Below are 16,527 nucleotides of genomic sequence, written 5' to 3'. Positions count from 1 at the left end.
AAACACAGGCATGAATTCCTTTTCAAAAGGGTTCATGCCTGTGTTTTCTATTAATCGATTTTCTGACCAGTAATTTCTTCTAATTTACCGTTTTCTTTAATTTTTGCTAACCCTTCATTTAAACGGTTTAGTAACTCCGTGTTACCCTTTTTCACCATAAAACCGTAATACTCTTTTTCGAACTGATCTGATTCAATTGCTTTTAATCCTGAATCCGGATTGTTCTTTAAGTATTCGATTACAACGGCATTATCGCCAAACGCTGCTGCTGTTGCACCATTGATTACTTCCTGGAATGCCACTGGCTGGTTTTCATACGCTAAAATTTTTGAACTTGATTTTCCTTGCAGGTTTTGTGCTGCAATATGACCTGTCGTATTAATTTGAACAGAGATTTTTTGATCTTTTAACTCATCCAATGTTTCAATTGTAGAATCCTCTTTCACAACAATCATTAATGACGCTTCATAATATGGATCTGTGAAGTCATACGTTTCTTTACGCTCATCTGTAATGGTAATGCCTGATGCACCTAAATCCAGTTCTCCATTCGTAATTTGCTGGAATACCGGCTCCCAACCTACATTTCGGAATTCGATTTCAGAACCGATTTCTTCACCGATTGCTTTCATAATATCAACATCGATTCCGACAATTTCACCTTTATCGTTCATCGATTCAAATGGGGCAAATGTTGCTTCTGTTCCGACTAACAGCTTTTTCCCGCCACCTTCTCCGGATGTTGCGCTTCCTGATGTTTCATCGTCTGATGTACCGCATGCTGCTAAAATGATTGTTAATGCCATTAACAGCATCGTTATTAAAAACTTCTTCGTTTTGAACATTATAAAACCCCCTCTATTTTGGTTAAGATTATACATTTTTTAGTAGACCCACACAATATGTAATTCTGAATCTTCTAATAGTTTAGGTTATAAAGATACCTCCAAGGAGCCTCATCGCCTATACTCCAACCAACAGTGCCTTCTATTAAATATAAAAAACTACCTTCTACTACTCATCATAATAGAAGATAGTTTCTCCGCTCTTATAGTACTTTTCCTAAAAAGGCTTTTGTACGTTCGTTTTGCGGGTTGCCGAATACTTCATCCGGGTGGCCTTGTTCTACGATGTAGCCGCCATCCATAAACAGTACACGGTCGCCTACTTCACGTGCGAAGCCCATTTCATGTGTTACGACAACCATTGTCATCCCTTCTTTTGCAAGGTTTTTCATTACTTCCAAAACCTCTTTTACCATTTCCGGGTCAAGGGCTGACGTTGGTTCATCAAACAGCATCACTTTCGGCTTCATTGCCAATGCGCGGGCAATCGCTACACGCTGCTGCTGACCGCCTGATAACTGCTGCGGGTAGTTATAGGCCTTTTCACGCAAACCGACCTTATCCAATAGCTCCAGTGCCAGTGTTTCGGCATCGGCTTTGTTCAGTTGGCGAATTTGCATTGGAGCCATCGTAATATTATCGATGACCGACATATGCGGGAATAAGTTGAACTGCTGGAACACCATTCCTACTTCTGTACGGATTTCGTTAATATTTGTTTTCGGATCATTAATTTTAGTACCTTCAATATAGATTGCACCGTCCGTTACTTCCTCCAGCAAATTCATGCAGCGAAGAAACGTTGATTTCCCAGAACCAGATGGCCCGATGACACAAACTACCTCTTTTTCATGTACTTCATAATCAATCCCCTTTAACACTTCGAGCTTGCCAAAATGCTTGTGTAAGTTTTCTACTTTAATCATTTACGCGCGCTCCTTTTTCTTACGTGGGTTGTAATTAATATCAACTCGTTTTTCGATAAATGCAATGAGCTTCGTTACAGCATACGTTAATACAAGGTATAGGAACGCTGCGAATAAGTACGGCTCCCAGAAACGCTGATACGTTCCGGCTACAACTTTACTTACATATAAAATTTCGGCTCCGGCAATTACCGTTACAAGTGAAGAGTCTTTTAATAATGCAATAAATTCATTCCCTAAAGGCGGGATCATACGACGAAACGCCTGCGGTAAAATAACTTTGCGCATCGCCTGGCCCTGTGTTAACCCTAAAGATCTGGCAGCTTCCATTTGACCTTTGTCGATCGACTGGATACCTGCACGGAAAATTTCTGCATTGTATGCGGCACTGTTTAAAATCAGTCCGACAATACCCGATACCCACCAACCTTGTGAAGTTCCAAAAATCGTTGGAATAACAGCTAAGTGAATTAATAATAATTGTACGAGCATTGGCGTACCACGGAATACGTCGACATATATTTTAGCCGGCCAGTAAATCCACTTTTTTGTTGAAACTTGGCCTAATCCTAAAACTAGACCGAATATGATACCACCAATATAACCACATGCTGTTAAAACAATAGTCGCCCAAAGTCCTTTTGCATATAGTTCACGGTAGTTCCAGATTATATCCCAACGGAAAAAATCAAAAAAATCCATCTGAAACCCTCCAATAAATTAAATGTAGCTTATTCGATTTCCGTACCTGTAATTTCAGCTAACTTGCCATTGTCTTTAATTTTTTGAAGACCTTCATTTAAAATGTCCAATAGCTCTTTATTGCCCTTTTTCACCATAAAGCCGAAGTAGTCTTTCTCAAATGAAGTATCCTCTACCGCTCTTAAGCCTGAATCAGGATTGTTTTCAAGGTAATCTAAAATTACTGCATTATCACCGATTGCGGCATCAGCTGCACCTGTCAGCACTTCTGTTAAAGCAACAGAGAAGTTTTCATAAGCTAAAATCTTCGAGCTGGCAACACCTTGCAGTTCCTGTGCTGCGATATGACCTGTCGTATTAATTTGCACCGCGATTTTTTTGTCTTTAATATCTTCCAACGATGCCACTGTCGAACCTTCTTTTGTCACGATCAGTAAAGTCGCTTCATAGTAAGGATCTGTAAAGTCATATGATTCTTTACGCTCATCTGTAATTGTAATAGCCGCTGCGCCCATATCCACTTCACCAGTTGTTACTTGGCTCATCATTGAGTCCCAGCCTACATTTTTCACTTCTGTTTCAATGCCCATCTCTTCGCCAATCGCTGCTAAAATCTCTGAATCTAAGCCGACAACATTTCCTTTATCATCTAAGTATTCAAATGGTGCATATGTAGCTTCCGTACCTGCAACGATTTTCTTATATTCTTTATCTCCTGTAGATGTAGATTCGTCCGCTCCACACGCTGTTAAAATCATTGAAGCTGCCGCTAAAGGTGCTGCCCATTTAAATAGTTTTCTAGTACTCATTATGAATATCCTCCTGGATGTAGTAGTTTTTTTGTTAATAACATGTTCAATTATATTAATTCCGCAATTAATATACAACATTTAATTTTTAAAAAAATGATTATTATTGCAGTATAATGAATTATTATAACAAAATTAACGGTATATTTGCATATAATTTAATATTTATTCACTCTATTACTATTTCATTATTGTATTCCCCTCTTCAAAAGGACTCTCATACCATTACATATATTCCCTGTTATCTATAATATATGTTAATTGGATAGGTAATTTTTAACTAAAATAAAAAAGACTGCACAAGAGGAACTCCCTCTTATGCAGTCTTGAATTATTATTTTTAGGTAGAGAACGAATGAAGGATAAAAAGAACCGGTACAGTGATTCTTTTTATCCTAATAAAACTTCATTCTCTATTGCAAAAAAACCTCAGATGATTTTTTGCAATTGATATTGAAACGTATATTAAAACAGTAAAATGGTGCCCCCTAAAGGACATGATGGTATGGTCTATCTAACTAGTTTTGTAAAAACACAACATTTACTAATGTACTAATTTTCTACCTATATTTCAAGTAGGAAATGTGCTTTTTTAAAAAGAAATTTTATTTTTTAGGTGAAGAGCGTTTAAATTAGATGCGTTTCGGAAACTTATAGTGTAGCGTCAAAATTAAACTGTAGAAAAATGGAAGAGAAAGATTATTTTTACTTCATGCTGATCAGTAATAATCTTTATAAAAGAAAGCGCCCTCGGAGGGAATCGAACCCCCAGCCTCAGAACCGGAATCTGAAGTGTTATCCATTACACCACGAGGACATATAAATAAGTATATAAGCAACTTTTTTCATTATACAGATGGAACCCCTAATTTTCAACTGTAAAAATCAGAGTTTATATTTGACCATAACTGACTAATACGTGTATGATAGGTTTACAGCTGAAATATTTGTCATTTTCAGCAAAAGTTATCGAATATAAGCTTTAACAAAGGGAGGATTTTTCAATGAACTTAATTCCTACAGTTATTGAACAAACAAACCGCGGCGAACGTGCATATGACATTTATTCACGTTTACTTAAAGACCGCATCATTTTATTAGGTAGTGGGATTGACGATAATGTTGCGAACTCAATCGTAGCACAGCTATTATTTTTAGAAGCTGAAGATCCAGATAAAGATATCTACCTATACATTAACTCACCAGGCGGCTCTATCACTTCAGGTATGGCAATCTACGATACGATGAACTTCATCAAACCTGATGTATCAACTATCTGTATCGGTATGGCTGCTTCAATGGGTGCATTCCTGCTTTCTGCTGGTGCAAAAGGCAAACGTGTTGCATTACCAAACGCAGAAGTAATGATTCACCAACCACTTGGTGGAGCACAAGGTCAAGCAACTGAAATCGAAATCGCTGCAAAACGTATTTTACACTTACGTGAAAAATTAAACCGTATCATGGCTGAAAACAGTGGCCAAGATTATGAAACGTTAGCGCGCGACACAGATCGTGATAACTTCATGTCTGCACAGCAAGCATTAGAGTACGGTCTTATCGATAAAATTTACGAGCGTAACCAATTAAAATAATCGATTCATTCAAGCATACAAGATTCGTCTTGTATGCTTTTTTGTATTCCAAAAAAATAAGCACAGCCCCATTCATGTATACTGAACAGCTGTGCTTTTGTCTTGTAAATAAAATTCGTTATCGCATTTTGTTTAACGCTTAAATAATATGATTGTCCACGTCCAGGATAAAGCACCAACTCCTTGCACCATTAGGTCCCTCATGCAAAAGTGGTGGATCGTTTACTTTTGCGTCGGGCCCTCCTAGGCTTGGACTCATACGATGTGAGTCATCGGGGGCATGCCACAAGGATGTGGCGCTTTGCCCACGTGGAGTTGAACGGGCGCTTTAACCTTTTGTCTTAATCCGCTTTTTCAATTAGAAGTTGTAGTGCGTCGATTGCTTTTTCTTCGTCATGGCCGTCTGCCCATAATGTGACAACTGTGCCTTTTGCAACAGCTAGGCTCATAATGCCCATGATCGACTTTGCATTCACTTTTTTCGTACCTTTTTCTAAATAGACATCTGCTTTATAACGATTCGCCTCTTGGACGAACAAAGCGGCCTGTCTTGCTTGTAAGCCCGATTTTAACTTTACTTCTACTTGTTTTTCAATCATGTTGAAATACTCCCTTTCACAACCGTTCATCGCTTCTAAGTTTATCTTAACGAAATTGTCCGAAAAGAACAACAATTGGAAACATCTTTTATGAAATCGTTACCAATTTTTTCTTTTAACGCCTCGACGACTTGCTCCGTACCTTTATGTGAATTTAAATACTCTCTCCACGACGGAGCGCATCCGCGATTTCATCGATTTTGCGCAGACGATGATTGACGCCTGATTTACTGACAACGCCAGTTGAAACCATTTCACCGAGCTCTTTTAACGTCACGTCCTGATATTCCACACGAAGACGTGCTATTTCACGCAACTTTTCCGGCAGCTGATCAAGGCCTACCGCATTATCAATATAGCGGATATTTTCCACTTGCCGCAACGCCGCGCCTATTGTTTTGTTTAAGTTGGCTGTTTCACAGTTTACGATACGATTCACACTGTTACGCATATCTCTAATTATCCGTACATCCTCAAACTTTAGCATTGCCTGTACAGCACCGACTAAATTCATAAAATCCGAAATCTTTTCGGCTTCTTTCAAGTACGTCACAAAGCCTTTTTTACGTTCGATCGTTTTCGCATTTAAATCGTATCGGTTCATGAGCTCTGCCAACGCTTCCCCGTGCTCCTTATATAAAGAATAAATCTCCAAATGGTAGGAAGAGGTTTCCGGATTGTTCACCGAGCCTCCCGCCAAAAAGGCACCACGTAAATAAGCACGGCGTTCACTTTCTTTCGGTATGATTGATTTGGCGATTGTATGATTAAACTCAAATGAATTTGAGACAATTTCTAAATCCGCAAGAATTTCCCGTGCGCCTTCCCGAACACGGCATATATACACATTGTTCTTCTTAAGACGCATCTTTTTTCGAACAAGCAACTCAACATTATATGGATAAAGCTTCTTTACAATTGTATAAAGCCGACGTGCGATAGCCGCATTTTCTGTTTGTACGTCCAAGCTTATTTGACGATTCGCAAAGCTCAACGAACCGTTCATCCGTATAAGGGCAGAGACTTCAGCCTTTAAACTACTATCCCCAGCTTCTACTTGCGTCAGTTCTTTCTTTGTTTCAGATGCAAATGACATGGATTCGCTCCCCCTTTCCTAGCAACCTATGTAGTGTTTCTTCAATACTACTATTCTTGCATCGTTTGTTTTTTCTGTAATGTATATTCACAAAGCCATTCAGCGAGATTAACCGCATCATGACGTACTGTTCCATTTTCAATAAGCGCAATCTCTTTAGGAATAATATTGATGCCCATTTCTTGCAGTCTTTCAATATCAAACTTTACAGGTTCGGCATTTTCTTCAAGATAGTTTTCATAAATCGAAGGAGGCAGCTCCTTTTCATTGATCAGTACCGATTGAATAAATGCTTCTCCGACATGCTCATGGATTGCTTCAATATGTTTTGAAGCAGTAAAGTTTCTCGTTTCACCTTGCTGTGTCATTAAATTCGCAATGTAAATTTTTTCACATTTCGCACGAATAACTGCCTGCCCGATTCCTTTAACTAATAAATTCGGAATGATGCTCGTATAAAGGCTACCAGGTCCAATCAAAATAAAATCTGCCCGTTCAATCGCATGAACTGCAGCAGGTAAAGGTTTGAGATTACTAGGCTCCAAGTATACCCGTTTAATCGGTGCATGGCCTGATGGAATTTTCGACTCGCCTATAATGTCTGACCCATCCGCTAATTCGGCATGTAATGTAACCTTTTTATTCGCTGCTGGAATGACCTTTCCGTGCACATTCAGTACTTTGCTCATTTCAGCAATCGCATGGTTAAAATCACCTGTAATTTCCGTTAAAGCCGTCAACATTAAATTTCCGAGCGAATGACCGTCTAAATCGTTTGATTGGGAAAAGCGATATTGAAACATTTGCTCCACTAACGGCTCTACGTCTGAAAGTGCGGCAATTACATTTCGCACATCTCCTGGCGGCGGGATATCATAGTCATCCCGCAAACGCCCAGAAGAGCCACCGTCATCTGCAACCGTAACGATGGCCGTTATATCAAAAGGATGTTGCTTTAAACCGCGCAAAATTGTAGAAAGGCCTGTCCCTCCGCCAATTACGACGATTCTTGTTCTCTTTTTTTTCATTTCATCAATCCTTCCTATGATTGATATCTCTATGTGTAACGATGACTTGATCATTTTTTGCCAATAGCTTCCCGAAGTATTCAGCAAGTGTAACGGAGCGATGTTGCCCGCCCGTACAGCCGAAAGCGATGACAAGCTGTGATTTGCCTTCATTACGGTAATGGGGAATCATGAAAGTGAACAAGTCAGTCAGTTTGGCAATTAACTGTTGTGTTTCTTCCGTTGCCAGTACGTAAGAGGATACTTCTGTTTGCAGCCCTGTTTTATGCCGCAATTCTTCCACATAGTAAGGATTTTTTAAAAAGCGGACATCGAATACTAAATCGGCATCAATCGGCAGCCCATGCTTAAATCCAAATGACATAATGTTTAGTGAAAACGTAGGACTGCTCATATTGCTGAATTCCTGGGCGATACGTTCACGTAATTCGCGTGGCTTTAACTTGGAAGTATTGACGATTGATTTGGCGCGCCCTTTTACTTCAGAGAGCAATTCGCGCTCCAATTGAATCCCTTCCAGCGGTAATCCCTGAGGTGCAAGCGGATGTGATCGGCGTGACTCTTTATAGCGGCGAACTAATGTGGCATCATCGGATTCTAAAAATAAAATACGGAGTAAAATATCTTCTTCGTCCAGTAGTGCGTCGAGCGATTCGATCAATGAGCCAAAAAATTCTCTCCCACGTAAATCCATGACAACAGCCATACGTGAAATCTTTTTTTCGGAACCCTTCATTAGCGCTAAAAAAGTAGTTAAAAGCTCCGGAGGTAAATTATCTACACAGTAATAACCTAAATCCTCAAAACTTTGAACGGCTACCGTTTTGCCCGCCCCTGACATTCCTGTAATAATAACTAACTCATGTGTATAGCTCGAACTAGCCACTTATTTCATCTCCTCTAGTTTTGTTCCGTCGAGTTTTGAATTTTTTCGCTAATCAGCTCAAAATCCTCTGTATATTCAAATGTACCATATTGAGTACCTTGATTTAATGCTGCAAATAATAAATTCGTACGGTCACCTGCTGCCATCGGAAGATCCTTTAAACGATCAATTTCATACCAGCTCAAAATGCCTTCCCGTGTTTCGACAAATGGTGTACCTTCAACATCTTTTGCAATAAATGTGTACAGCATCCACTCATCGACGACTGTATCTCCATTTTTTATAACCATTGTATATACGCCTTTTAAATGAACGTCTTTTGGTGTTAGATTTGTCTCTTCCTGGAATTCGCGTATAGCGGAGTCATAGATGGACTCTCCTGGCTCCATCTTCCCACCTGGTGCCACAAACCAGCCTCTTCTCGGCTTTTGTAACAATAATACTTGACCATCTTTAATAGCGAGTAAATTTGTAATACGTTGCATACACAACACCTCAACTTTTTCATTTAATGGATAAGTGAAAAAAATATTTCACGGATTCCACATAAGTAAAGACACAATTTCGCTATGTGAAGCCAATTGTGTTTTTCTAAAGCTTATTTCTATTATACCTTGTCCTATGCATTCAGTAAAAGCAAGCGTTTCATTTATAATGTCAACACCTATGCCGGAAAGTCACAAAAAAGAGGTTGCTTCAGCGTAAACCGCTTGAAACAACCTTAGGATAAAAATATAAGGGGGTTAAAACAAATTCCACTTTTAGTATACCCTTATTTTGTAACGATATGATTACATTTATGTTAAAGAATTATTGATTTATTTTTTCTTTTATTTCTTCCACGTAATGTTGAGCTGATTGAGCTGCAATACTGCCGTCGCCTGTAGCTGTTACAATTTGACGCAGCATTTTTTCACGAACATCGCCCGCTGCATAAATACCTGGAATTGCCGTTTCCATATTTTCGTTTGTTACGATATAGCCTGCGTCATTTAAAATATTCAGTGAAGCAAATGGCGCTGTTAATGGAAGCATGCCGACATATACGAATACACCATCCGCATCCTCTTCCGTTTCTGTGCCGTCAACTGTTGAAACTAACGTCACTTTCCCTACTTTACCGTCAACATCATGAATTTCTTTTACTGTTGTATTCCAGATGAAGTCGATTTTTTCATTGGCAAATGCACGGTCTTGTATAATCTTTTGTGCGCGAAGTTTATCGCGACGGTGTACAATTGTTACTTTATCCGCAAAGCGTGTTAAGTAAATGCCTTCTTCAACTGCAGAGTCTCCCCCGCCGATTACGATCAGTTTCTTTTGTTTGAAGAAAGCGCCATCACATACAGCACAGTAACTTACACCGCGACCGCCAAGCTCTGTTTCGCCAGGAATGCCTAGTTTTTTATACTCTGCACCTGTTGTAATAATAATCGTGCGTGTTTTATATTGTTTTTTACCTGAAACGATAATTTTATATTCTTCACCATCGATGATTTCATTTACATCACCGTAAGCATATTCAGCACCGAATTTTTTCGCATGCTCAAACATTTTTGTCGATAGCTCAGGCCCTAAGATTGTATCGAAACCAGGGTAGTTTTCCACTGCTTCCGTATTAGCCATTTGTCCGCCGGGAATCCCACGTTCAATCATTAATGTTGATAAGTTAGCGCGTGATGCATATACCGCAGCAGTCATACCTGCTGGACCTGCTCCGATAATGACTACATCATAAATTTTTTCTTCAGACATGTTGATCCTCCTCTTGCGTATACCTTTTATATATTTTTATCGTATAAGATTGCTTGGGTAAATACAAATATACTGCCTATTCAAAGTCCGATGGTACAAATTCATATAATTCATCATTGTATTTCGATAATGTTGCAGTCGAAATATTATATTTACCCGCAACTGCTTTTTTCGTCACTTTGTTTTCCAGTGCCGTATGGAACGAATATTCAACAGCAGCAGCAAGCGCCGCGCGATTTTTAAACGAATAGCCTTGTTGGAATGCAATTTCCCCAAGTGCAAACCATGTACTTAACACTTGCGCCACTTCCAATGAAATCGAATCATTCGTTTCTGTAATCAGTTCAGCAACTTCCATAAAACGCAGGAATTGCTGCTCTTCCTTGCTGCCGTTACTGAAATCATAGTCCAGTGCGTACGCCATGCAAAGCTTTTCAATAGCCGTAAAATCCGAGACATTTATAAGAGAAGGGTGTGCAACAATCTCTTGTTTATGTGCAGACCGCTTCAATAAAAACATGCCAAATAATCGGCTTGACAGATGCTCATCTGTTAGTTGACGAATGATGAAATCACGATGGTTCTCCGCGGAATTCCGTAAAATAGAGCCTTCACCCTTTGCCCACGGTTCCATTCCTTCTTTTGATGGATCCAACTGAATGAGCATTTTCCATGATTCTTTTGCAATTGATTCATGTCCTGAGAAGTAGGCTGACTGGGCAAGCCAGAAATAAAAGCCAGGCTCTCCGTCATAGCCTTTTTTACTCATAGAACGCAGCCATTTATAGGCCTCTTCATATTGCCCGATTAACGCAAATGTTGCACCGAGCTTATAACGGTTTTCCCAATCGAACGGTTGGATTTTCTTCAATAAACCGACCAGTTCGTTCAGCTCTTCACTGCTCTTTTCGTAATACGCAAATACGGCCAAGTTGCAAAGTGCATGAAGATTGCCTTTGTTTTCACGCAGCACTCGATATAAAAGTGCGCGTGCCTGTTCCGCATCTCCGACATAAAAATAAGCCAACGCCAGATTATTATAGGCATTCCATAGGTCTGGATACTCTTCAATGAGCTGCTCCAGCATTTCGATTGCCGTCTTAAAATCTCCCTGCTCCATATGGCGGCGGGCCTTTTCTTGTGCCACATGCTTCGCTCCATCAAATTCGTCCATGTCATCCATTTCTTCGCCAACATAGTCGACAAACTCCAATATTTCAGAGGCGTCTTCCGTATATGCGCCATTAGGTTCCATTTCTAAATATTGTGCTGCGTATTTTTGGGCATCAGCAATGTGACCGATACAGCCCGACACTTCTGCCAGCATGAAAATGATTTCAGATTCATTCGGCTCTAAACTATAGGCTGTGTGAATTAACTCATATGCATGCTCAAAATTTTGCAGTTCCATTTCAAGTATCCCGTACTGTAGTAACACATGCGCATCATCCGGACTTAAATCCGCCGCGCGCTTAATAAATTTATATGCTTTATCCATTTCGTCTCGTTCTATTGCCTTTAAAGCTTTCTTGTAATAATAATCACCATTCGGAACAAACGACACGACATTAGTAGCTTTTGGTTTTAAACGTTTATTTTCCAATAATATTCCTCCGAGTCATTCCGTTCAATACATTCTATATCATCAAATACGCAGGTCATTTGTTTGTAAACAAAGAAATAAGGAACGCACAGGTGTGGTCCCTTAATCAATTCTTACTATTATAGCATATTCGGCACATATGTACTAAAAACACGTCTGACAAAGCGGTGTTAATTTTCAGGTTGTTACTGCTTCTTTCCTTCATGACGTTTTTGCAATACATCCAGTACTTCATAAACATCGACTTTTTGCTCTTGAAGCAATACTAATAAGTGATAAAGAAGATCTGCCGATTCCCATTTCACTTCTTCTGCATCGCGGTTTTTTGCACCGATAACAACTTCTGTAGCCTCTTCGCCGACTTTTTTACAGATCTTATCGATTCCTTTATCGAATAAATACGTTGTGTACGCCCCTTCAGGCATATCGATTTCACGTTGTTTAATCACTTCTACAAGCTGCGGAAGAATTGCGACAGAGCCTGGACGTTCATTTTCTAACAAGCTTTCAGTAAAGCATGAAGTCGTTCCGTTATGACAAGCCGGACCAGCTGGAATGACTTCAATCACAAGTGCATCCTTGTCACAGTCTGTTTTGATCGAAACTACTTTTTGCGTGTTGCCGCTCGTTGCGCCTTTATGCCAAAGCTCCTGACGAGAACGTGAATAAAACCAAGTTTCATTCGTTTCAATCGTTTTTTGGAGTGATACTTCGTTCATATAAGCTACTGTTAATACTTCTTTTGACTGTGCATCTTGTACTACGGCTGTAATTAAGCCTTGTTCATTAAATTTTACGTTCATCGTACACGAACCCCTTTTTCTTTTAAGTAGCTTTTCACTTCTGCTACGCTCGTTTCTTTATAGTGGAAAATACTCGCTGCGAGTGCCGCATCTGTATCAACATCCTGCAATATTTCACGGAAGTGTTCGGCATTTCCTGCCCCGCCGCTTGCGATGACAGGGACTGTTACCGCGTCACGTACCGCTTTCGTTAATGCCAGGTCAAAGCCTGATTTTTCGCCGTCCTGATTCATCGATGTAAGAAGAATTTCTCCGGCACCTAATCGTACCGCTTCTTTCGCCCAATCGACTGCTGTCCACGCTGTTTTATTGCGGCCGCCATGAGTATATACCATCCATGTTCCGTCTTCTTCACTGTATCTCGCATCGATTGCACAAACGATACATTGAGCCCCGAAGTAATCCGCACCTTCTTTAATAAGCTGCGGGCGTTCCAGTGCAGATGTGTTGACCGATACTTTATCGGCACCCGCACGTAAAATACGCTTCATATCATCAATCGTTCGGATTCCGCCGCCTACTGTAAACGGAATCGCCAATGTTGCTGCCGTTTGACGGACAACATCGACCATCGTTTCCCGACCTTCATGCGAAGCGGAAATATCAAGAAATACAAGCTCATCAGCGCCTTGCTCATCATAAAATTTAGCTAACTCTACAGGATCGCCTGCATCACGCAATTCTACAAACTGTACCCCTTTTACAACACGTCCTTCTTTCACATCAAGACATGGAATAATTCGTTTTGTTAACATACGCCCTCTTTCACTCCCTGTGTCCAAGCCGTCAATAAATACACGCCAAACGGCCCTGACTTTTCTGGATGGAACTGCATACCTGTAAAATTATCTTTTGCCACAATGCCCGGTACTTGAACGTGTTCATAATCAGCTGAGGCGATCAGCTCCATCTCATCGATGCCGCTCGCATAGTATGAGTGAACAAAGTAGACATGACGTTCTTGCGGCAAGTCTTCATTATTTAACCATGCTGGTGTTTGGTTTAATTTCAGCTCATTCCAGCCCATATGTGGAATACGTGTAACATCAGTAAAGCGCTGAATACGGCCTTTGAAGATGCCAAGACCTTTCGTTTGGGCCACTTCATCGCTTTCCTCAAACATCAGCTGCATCCCAAGGCAAATGCCAAGCAACGGCTTTTTCGTCGTTTTAATGAAGTCGATGAGCCCCGTTTCTTCCAGACGTTTCATCGCATCTGGAAAAGCGCCTACACCCGGCAGCACATAAGCATCTGCCGCTTCCAACTGTTCCATATCACTTGAAACAATTACTTGTACATCCAATCGCTTCAGTGCCTGTTCGACACTAAACAGATTGCCCATTCCATAATCAATTACACCTATCTTCACGTTAACAGCCCCTTTGTTGATGGCACACCTTTTACACGTGGATCGATTTCAACCGCTGCATCCAATGCACGTGCCGTAGCTTTAAAAATCGCTTCAATAATATGGTGTGTATTATGGCCGTAAGGAACGATGACATGCAGGTTAATGCGCGCTTCCAGTGCAAACTTCCATAAAAACTCATGGACAAGCTCTGTATCAAAGTTCCCTACTTTCGCATTGAGTTCCGGTGTAACGCGGTATTCCAAATGCGGACGGTTTGAGCAGTCAACGACAACTTGCGCTAATGCGTCATCCATCGGTACAAATGCAGTACCGTAGCGTTTGATTCCTTTTTTATCGCCTAAGGCTTCTCGGAATGCTTGTCCTAACACAATTCCGATATCTTCTGTCGTATGGTGATCATCAATCCATGTATCCCCGTCCGCCAATATTTTGCCGTCAAATAATCCATGCTTGATAAATAGATCGAGCATATGGTCCATAAAGCCAACACCTGTTTTAATGTCGGCTTGACCTGTACCGTCCAAGTTGAGCTCTATTTTAATTTTTGTTTCATTTGTATCGCGATCGATTTTTGCAAAACGTGTCATTTATTCTTCTCCTTTATCCCAACCGCGCGATTCTACCGCTCTTGCATGTCCTTCCAACCCTTCAAGTCGTGCAAGACGCGCAATCTTCGGCGCATTTTGTTGCCAAGTTTTTTCGCTATAATAAACAACGCTCGTGCGCTTAATAAAATCATCGACATTCAAGCCACTTGCAAAGCGCGCTGTTGAGTTCGTCGGTAATACGTGATTCGTGCCTGCAAAGTAATCCCCTACCGGCTCCGAGCTATAGCGGCCGATAAAAATTGCACCAGCATGTGTAATCATTTCCGAAACCTTTTCAGCATTATCCGTAATGACTTCCAAATGTTCAGGCGCCAATGAATTGACAGCACGTACCGCATCTTTAATGGATTCTGCTACGTAAATGTGACCGAAGTTTTCAATCGATTTTCGTGCAATCGATTGTCGCGGCAGTTTTGATAATTGAATCTCGACTTGATCTGCCACTGCATCCGCCAAGTCATCGCTTGTTGTAATCAGGACAGCACATGCTAATGTATCATGCTCTGCCTGTGATAGCAGGTCAGCAGCAATTTCATCGGCATACGCACTTTCATCCGCTAAAATACAAATTTCAGACGGGCCTGCAATCATATCAATCGCCACTTCACCGAATACTTCACGCTTCGCCAATGCAACGAATATATTGCCCGGACCTGTAATTTTATCTACCGGAGCAATCGTTTCCGTACCGTATGCTAATGCAGCAATCGCTTGTGCGCCGCCTACTTTATAAATTTCCGTCACACCTAAAATATGTGCTGCAACGAGTACAGCTTCCGGCAATTTCCCGTCATTTCCTGCAGGTGATGTAATGACAATGCGTTTTACTCCCGCCACTTGCGCCGGAATAACATTCATTAACACAGAAGAAGGATAGGCTGCAGATCCGCCTGGCACATACAATCCAACTGCATCAAGCGGTGTAATTCGTTGCCCTAAATACGATCCGTCTTCTAACGGCAACTGGAATCCCGTACGTTTTTGTTCTTTATGATAGCGATAAATATTATCTGCTGCTTCCTGTAAATCGCCGTATAATTGCGGATCAAAATTTTTAACCGCTTCAACGATTTCACTTTCGGCTACGCGTAAGTTTTCCGGTGCAAAGCCATCCCACTTTTCACTGTAATATTTAATCGCCGCATCACCTTTTGTACGCACATCCTGAATGACTTCACGTACCGTTAGCAGCTGCTGTTCATTGCCTTGCTCGAGTTGGCGTTTTAAAGAAATATCGTTATCCAAAATTGTTATTTTCATCTCGTTGGCCCCTCTTATTTCACACATTTTTTCAAGCGTGTAACTAAATCTTGAATGCGGTCACTCTTCATGCGATAGCTTACAGGATTCGCGATTAAACGGGATGAAACTTCGGCAATATGTTCATATTCCACTAAGCCGTTTTCCTTCAGTGTACGACCCGTTGAAACGATATCGACAATGCGATCGGCCAAACCAATCATCGGTGCCAGTTCAATCGATCCGTTCAGCTCAATAATCTCAACCTGTTCGCCGATTCCTTTATAATACTTCATCGCGATATTCGGATACTTCGTCGCAATACGCGGCGCAATTTCGTTAATTGTTGTATTTGGTAAACCTGCTGAAGCGATATAGCATTCGCTGATTTTCAAATCAAGCAGCTCATGGACAGTTCGGCGCTGCTCAAGTAAAACATCTTTACCCGCAATTCCGATATCCGCAACCCCATGCTCGACATAAACCGGTACGTCCATAGGTTTCGCTAAAATAAAGCGAATGTTTTCCTCAGGTATTTCAATCATAAGTTTACGCGACATTTCCACTTCTTCAGGAAGGTTAAAGCCAGCCTCCAGCAGCATTTCATAAGCTTCTTCAAAAATACGGCCTTTTGGCATCGCAATTGTTAGCTGTGTCATTT

The 16,527-nt window shown here is 40.8% G+C and carries 18 protein-coding genes and 1 tRNA gene; 1 reads left to right on the top strand and 18 read right to left on the bottom strand.

Translation table 11 applies throughout. The features are described 5' to 3' along the window. Positions 1–50: 50 nt before the first annotated feature. The 5 genes from AC6CH1_RS12850 to AC6CH1_RS12830 all read right to left on the bottom strand — a co-directional run bounded on the left by AC6CH1_RS12850 (position 51) and on the right by AC6CH1_RS12830 (position 4,099). The gene (locus AC6CH1_RS12850) at positions 51–845 is read right to left on the bottom strand and encodes a basic amino acid ABC transporter substrate-binding protein (RefSeq protein ID WP_427713417.1); all 795 of its coding nucleotides are present in this window, start codon (positions 843–845) and stop codon (positions 51–53) included. A 203-nt stretch (positions 846–1,048) separates the two neighbouring features. After that, entirely contained in the window at positions 1,049–1,771 is a 723-nt protein-coding gene (locus AC6CH1_RS12845) for an amino acid ABC transporter ATP-binding protein (protein ID WP_251690321.1), read from the bottom strand. Next, a complete protein-coding gene (locus AC6CH1_RS12840) occupies positions 1,772–2,473 on the bottom strand; it encodes an amino acid ABC transporter permease (RefSeq protein WP_008406394.1) in 702 nt (233 codons plus the stop codon). A 29-nt stretch (positions 2,474–2,502) separates the two neighbouring features. Beyond that, a complete protein-coding gene (locus AC6CH1_RS12835) occupies positions 2,503–3,282 on the bottom strand; it encodes a basic amino acid ABC transporter substrate-binding protein (protein WP_065216733.1) in 780 nt (259 codons plus the stop codon). A gap of 745 nt (positions 3,283–4,027) precedes the next feature. Continuing rightward, positions 4,028–4,099 (bottom strand) — tRNA-Arg (locus AC6CH1_RS12830). A gap of 187 nt (positions 4,100–4,286) precedes the next feature. Between AC6CH1_RS12830 and clpP the strand changes: the two genes are divergently transcribed. Next, positions 4,287–4,877: an ATP-dependent Clp endopeptidase proteolytic subunit ClpP gene (gene clpP, locus AC6CH1_RS12825; protein ID WP_251690323.1), complete on the top strand. Its 591-nt coding sequence runs from the start codon at positions 4,287–4,289 to the stop codon at positions 4,875–4,877. A gap of 341 nt (positions 4,878–5,218) precedes the next feature. On the opposite strand, the gene AC6CH1_RS12820 is transcribed toward clpP, so the two are convergent. From AC6CH1_RS12820 to hisG, 13 genes are all read right to left on the bottom strand, one after another. Continuing rightward, complete coding sequence (locus tag AC6CH1_RS12820; RefSeq protein ID WP_251690324.1) at positions 5,219–5,476, bottom strand: HPr family phosphocarrier protein; 258 nt, start codon at positions 5,474–5,476, stop codon at positions 5,219–5,221. A gap of 154 nt (positions 5,477–5,630) precedes the next feature. Then, entirely contained in the window at positions 5,631–6,572 is a 942-nt protein-coding gene (gene whiA, locus AC6CH1_RS12815; protein ID WP_251690326.1) for a DNA-binding protein WhiA, read from the bottom strand. Positions 6,573–6,622: 50 nt separating this feature from the next. Continuing rightward, complete coding sequence (mgfK, locus tag AC6CH1_RS12810) at positions 6,623–7,600, bottom strand: gluconeogenesis morphogenetic factor MgfK (protein WP_498317856.1); 978 nt, start codon at positions 7,598–7,600, stop codon at positions 6,623–6,625. 4 nt (positions 7,601–7,604) lie between these two features. After that, positions 7,605–8,486, bottom strand: coding sequence for an RNase adapter RapZ (gene rapZ / locus AC6CH1_RS12805; protein ID WP_340716338.1), 882 nt, complete (start codon positions 8,484–8,486; stop codon positions 7,605–7,607). Between the two features lie 14 nt (positions 8,487–8,500). After that, a complete protein-coding gene (locus AC6CH1_RS12800; RefSeq protein ID WP_498317854.1) occupies positions 8,501–8,971 on the bottom strand; it encodes an 8-oxo-dGTP diphosphatase in 471 nt (156 codons plus the stop codon). A gap of 325 nt (positions 8,972–9,296) precedes the next feature. Continuing rightward, positions 9,297–10,241, bottom strand: coding sequence for a thioredoxin-disulfide reductase (gene trxB / locus AC6CH1_RS12795; RefSeq protein WP_427713407.1), 945 nt, complete (start codon positions 10,239–10,241; stop codon positions 9,297–9,299). A gap of 76 nt (positions 10,242–10,317) precedes the next feature. After that, positions 10,318–11,844 (bottom strand): tetratricopeptide repeat protein, encoded by a 1,527-nt coding sequence (locus AC6CH1_RS12790; protein WP_251690333.1) that lies wholly within the window; start codon positions 11,842–11,844, stop codon positions 10,318–10,320. A 185-nt stretch (positions 11,845–12,029) separates the two neighbouring features. Further along, on the bottom strand, positions 12,030–12,647 hold the full coding sequence (gene hisIE / locus AC6CH1_RS12785; protein WP_498317852.1) for a bifunctional phosphoribosyl-AMP cyclohydrolase/phosphoribosyl-ATP diphosphatase HisIE: 618 nt from the start codon (positions 12,645–12,647) through the stop codon (positions 12,030–12,032). Continuing rightward, the gene (hisF, locus tag AC6CH1_RS12780) at positions 12,644–13,402 is read right to left on the bottom strand and encodes an imidazole glycerol phosphate synthase subunit HisF (RefSeq protein WP_498317851.1); all 759 of its coding nucleotides are present in this window, start codon (positions 13,400–13,402) and stop codon (positions 12,644–12,646) included. Before hisF ends, hisIE begins: the two co-directional genes overlap by 4 nt. Beyond that, the gene (gene hisH, locus AC6CH1_RS12775) at positions 13,396–14,016 is read right to left on the bottom strand and encodes an imidazole glycerol phosphate synthase subunit HisH (RefSeq protein WP_353056580.1); all 621 of its coding nucleotides are present in this window, start codon (positions 14,014–14,016) and stop codon (positions 13,396–13,398) included. The genes hisF and hisH overlap by 7 nt, the downstream gene beginning before the upstream one ends. Beyond that, a complete protein-coding gene (gene hisB / locus AC6CH1_RS12770; protein WP_251690337.1) occupies positions 14,013–14,606 on the bottom strand; it encodes an imidazoleglycerol-phosphate dehydratase HisB in 594 nt (197 codons plus the stop codon). Before hisB ends, hisH begins: the two co-directional genes overlap by 4 nt. Continuing rightward, the gene (gene hisD / locus AC6CH1_RS12765; protein WP_251690339.1) at positions 14,607–15,887 is read right to left on the bottom strand and encodes a histidinol dehydrogenase; all 1,281 of its coding nucleotides are present in this window, start codon (positions 15,885–15,887) and stop codon (positions 14,607–14,609) included. A 14-nt stretch (positions 15,888–15,901) separates the two neighbouring features. After that, positions 15,902–16,525: an ATP phosphoribosyltransferase gene (hisG, locus tag AC6CH1_RS12760; RefSeq protein ID WP_079524445.1), complete on the bottom strand. Its 624-nt coding sequence runs from the start codon at positions 16,523–16,525 to the stop codon at positions 15,902–15,904. Positions 16,526–16,527: the final 2 nt, after the last annotated feature.

The organism is Solibacillus sp. GQ1 (assembly GCF_059758555.1).
The sequence above is the reverse complement of the archived record's forward strand: the minus strand, read 5'-3'. Positions and strand labels throughout refer to the sequence as shown.

What these genes read in the sequence shown, in the direction of transcription:
- AC6CH1_RS12850 (WP_427713417.1), bottom strand. Translation starts at nt 845, where the DNA reads ATGTTCAAAACGAAGAAGTTTTTAATAACGATGCTGTTAATGGCATTA.
- AC6CH1_RS12845 (WP_251690321.1), bottom strand. Translation starts at nt 1,771, where the DNA reads ATGATTAAAGTAGAAAACTTACACAAGCATTTTGGCAAGCTCGAAGTG.
- AC6CH1_RS12840 (WP_008406394.1), bottom strand. Translation starts at nt 2,473, where the DNA reads ATGGATTTTTTTGATTTTTTCCGTTGGGATATAATCTGGAACTACCGT.
- AC6CH1_RS12835 (WP_065216733.1), bottom strand. Translation starts at nt 3,282, where the DNA reads ATGAGTACTAGAAAACTATTTAAATGGGCAGCACCTTTAGCGGCAGCT.
- clpP (WP_251690323.1), top strand. Translation starts at nt 4,287, where the DNA reads ATGAACTTAATTCCTACAGTTATTGAACAAACAAACCGCGGCGAACGT.
- AC6CH1_RS12820 (WP_251690324.1), bottom strand. Translation starts at nt 5,476, where the DNA reads ATGATTGAAAAACAAGTAGAAGTAAAGTTAAAATCGGGCTTACAAGCA.
- whiA (WP_251690326.1), bottom strand. Translation starts at nt 6,572, where the DNA reads ATGTCATTTGCATCTGAAACAAAGAAAGAACTGACGCAAGTAGAAGCT.
- mgfK (WP_498317856.1), bottom strand. Translation starts at nt 7,600, where the DNA reads ATGAAAAAAAAGAGAACAAGAATCGTCGTAATTGGCGGAGGGACAGGC.
- AC6CH1_RS12800 (WP_498317854.1), bottom strand. Translation starts at nt 8,971, where the DNA reads ATGCAACGTATTACAAATTTACTCGCTATTAAAGATGGTCAAGTATTA.
- trxB (WP_427713407.1), bottom strand. Translation starts at nt 10,241, where the DNA reads ATGTCTGAAGAAAAAATTTATGATGTAGTCATTATCGGAGCAGGTCCA.
- hisIE (WP_498317852.1), bottom strand. Translation starts at nt 12,647, where the DNA reads ATGAACGTAAAATTTAATGAACAAGGCTTAATTACAGCCGTAGTACAA.
- hisF (WP_498317851.1), bottom strand. Translation starts at nt 13,402, where the DNA reads ATGTTAACAAAACGAATTATTCCATGTCTTGATGTGAAAGAAGGACGT.
- hisB (WP_251690337.1), bottom strand. Translation starts at nt 14,606, where the DNA reads ATGACACGTTTTGCAAAAATCGATCGCGATACAAATGAAACAAAAATT.
- hisD (WP_251690339.1), bottom strand. Translation starts at nt 15,887, where the DNA reads ATGAAAATAACAATTTTGGATAACGATATTTCTTTAAAACGCCAACTC.
- hisG (WP_079524445.1), bottom strand. Translation starts at nt 16,525, where the DNA reads ATGACACAGCTAACAATTGCGATGCCAAAAGGCCGTATTTTTGAAGAA.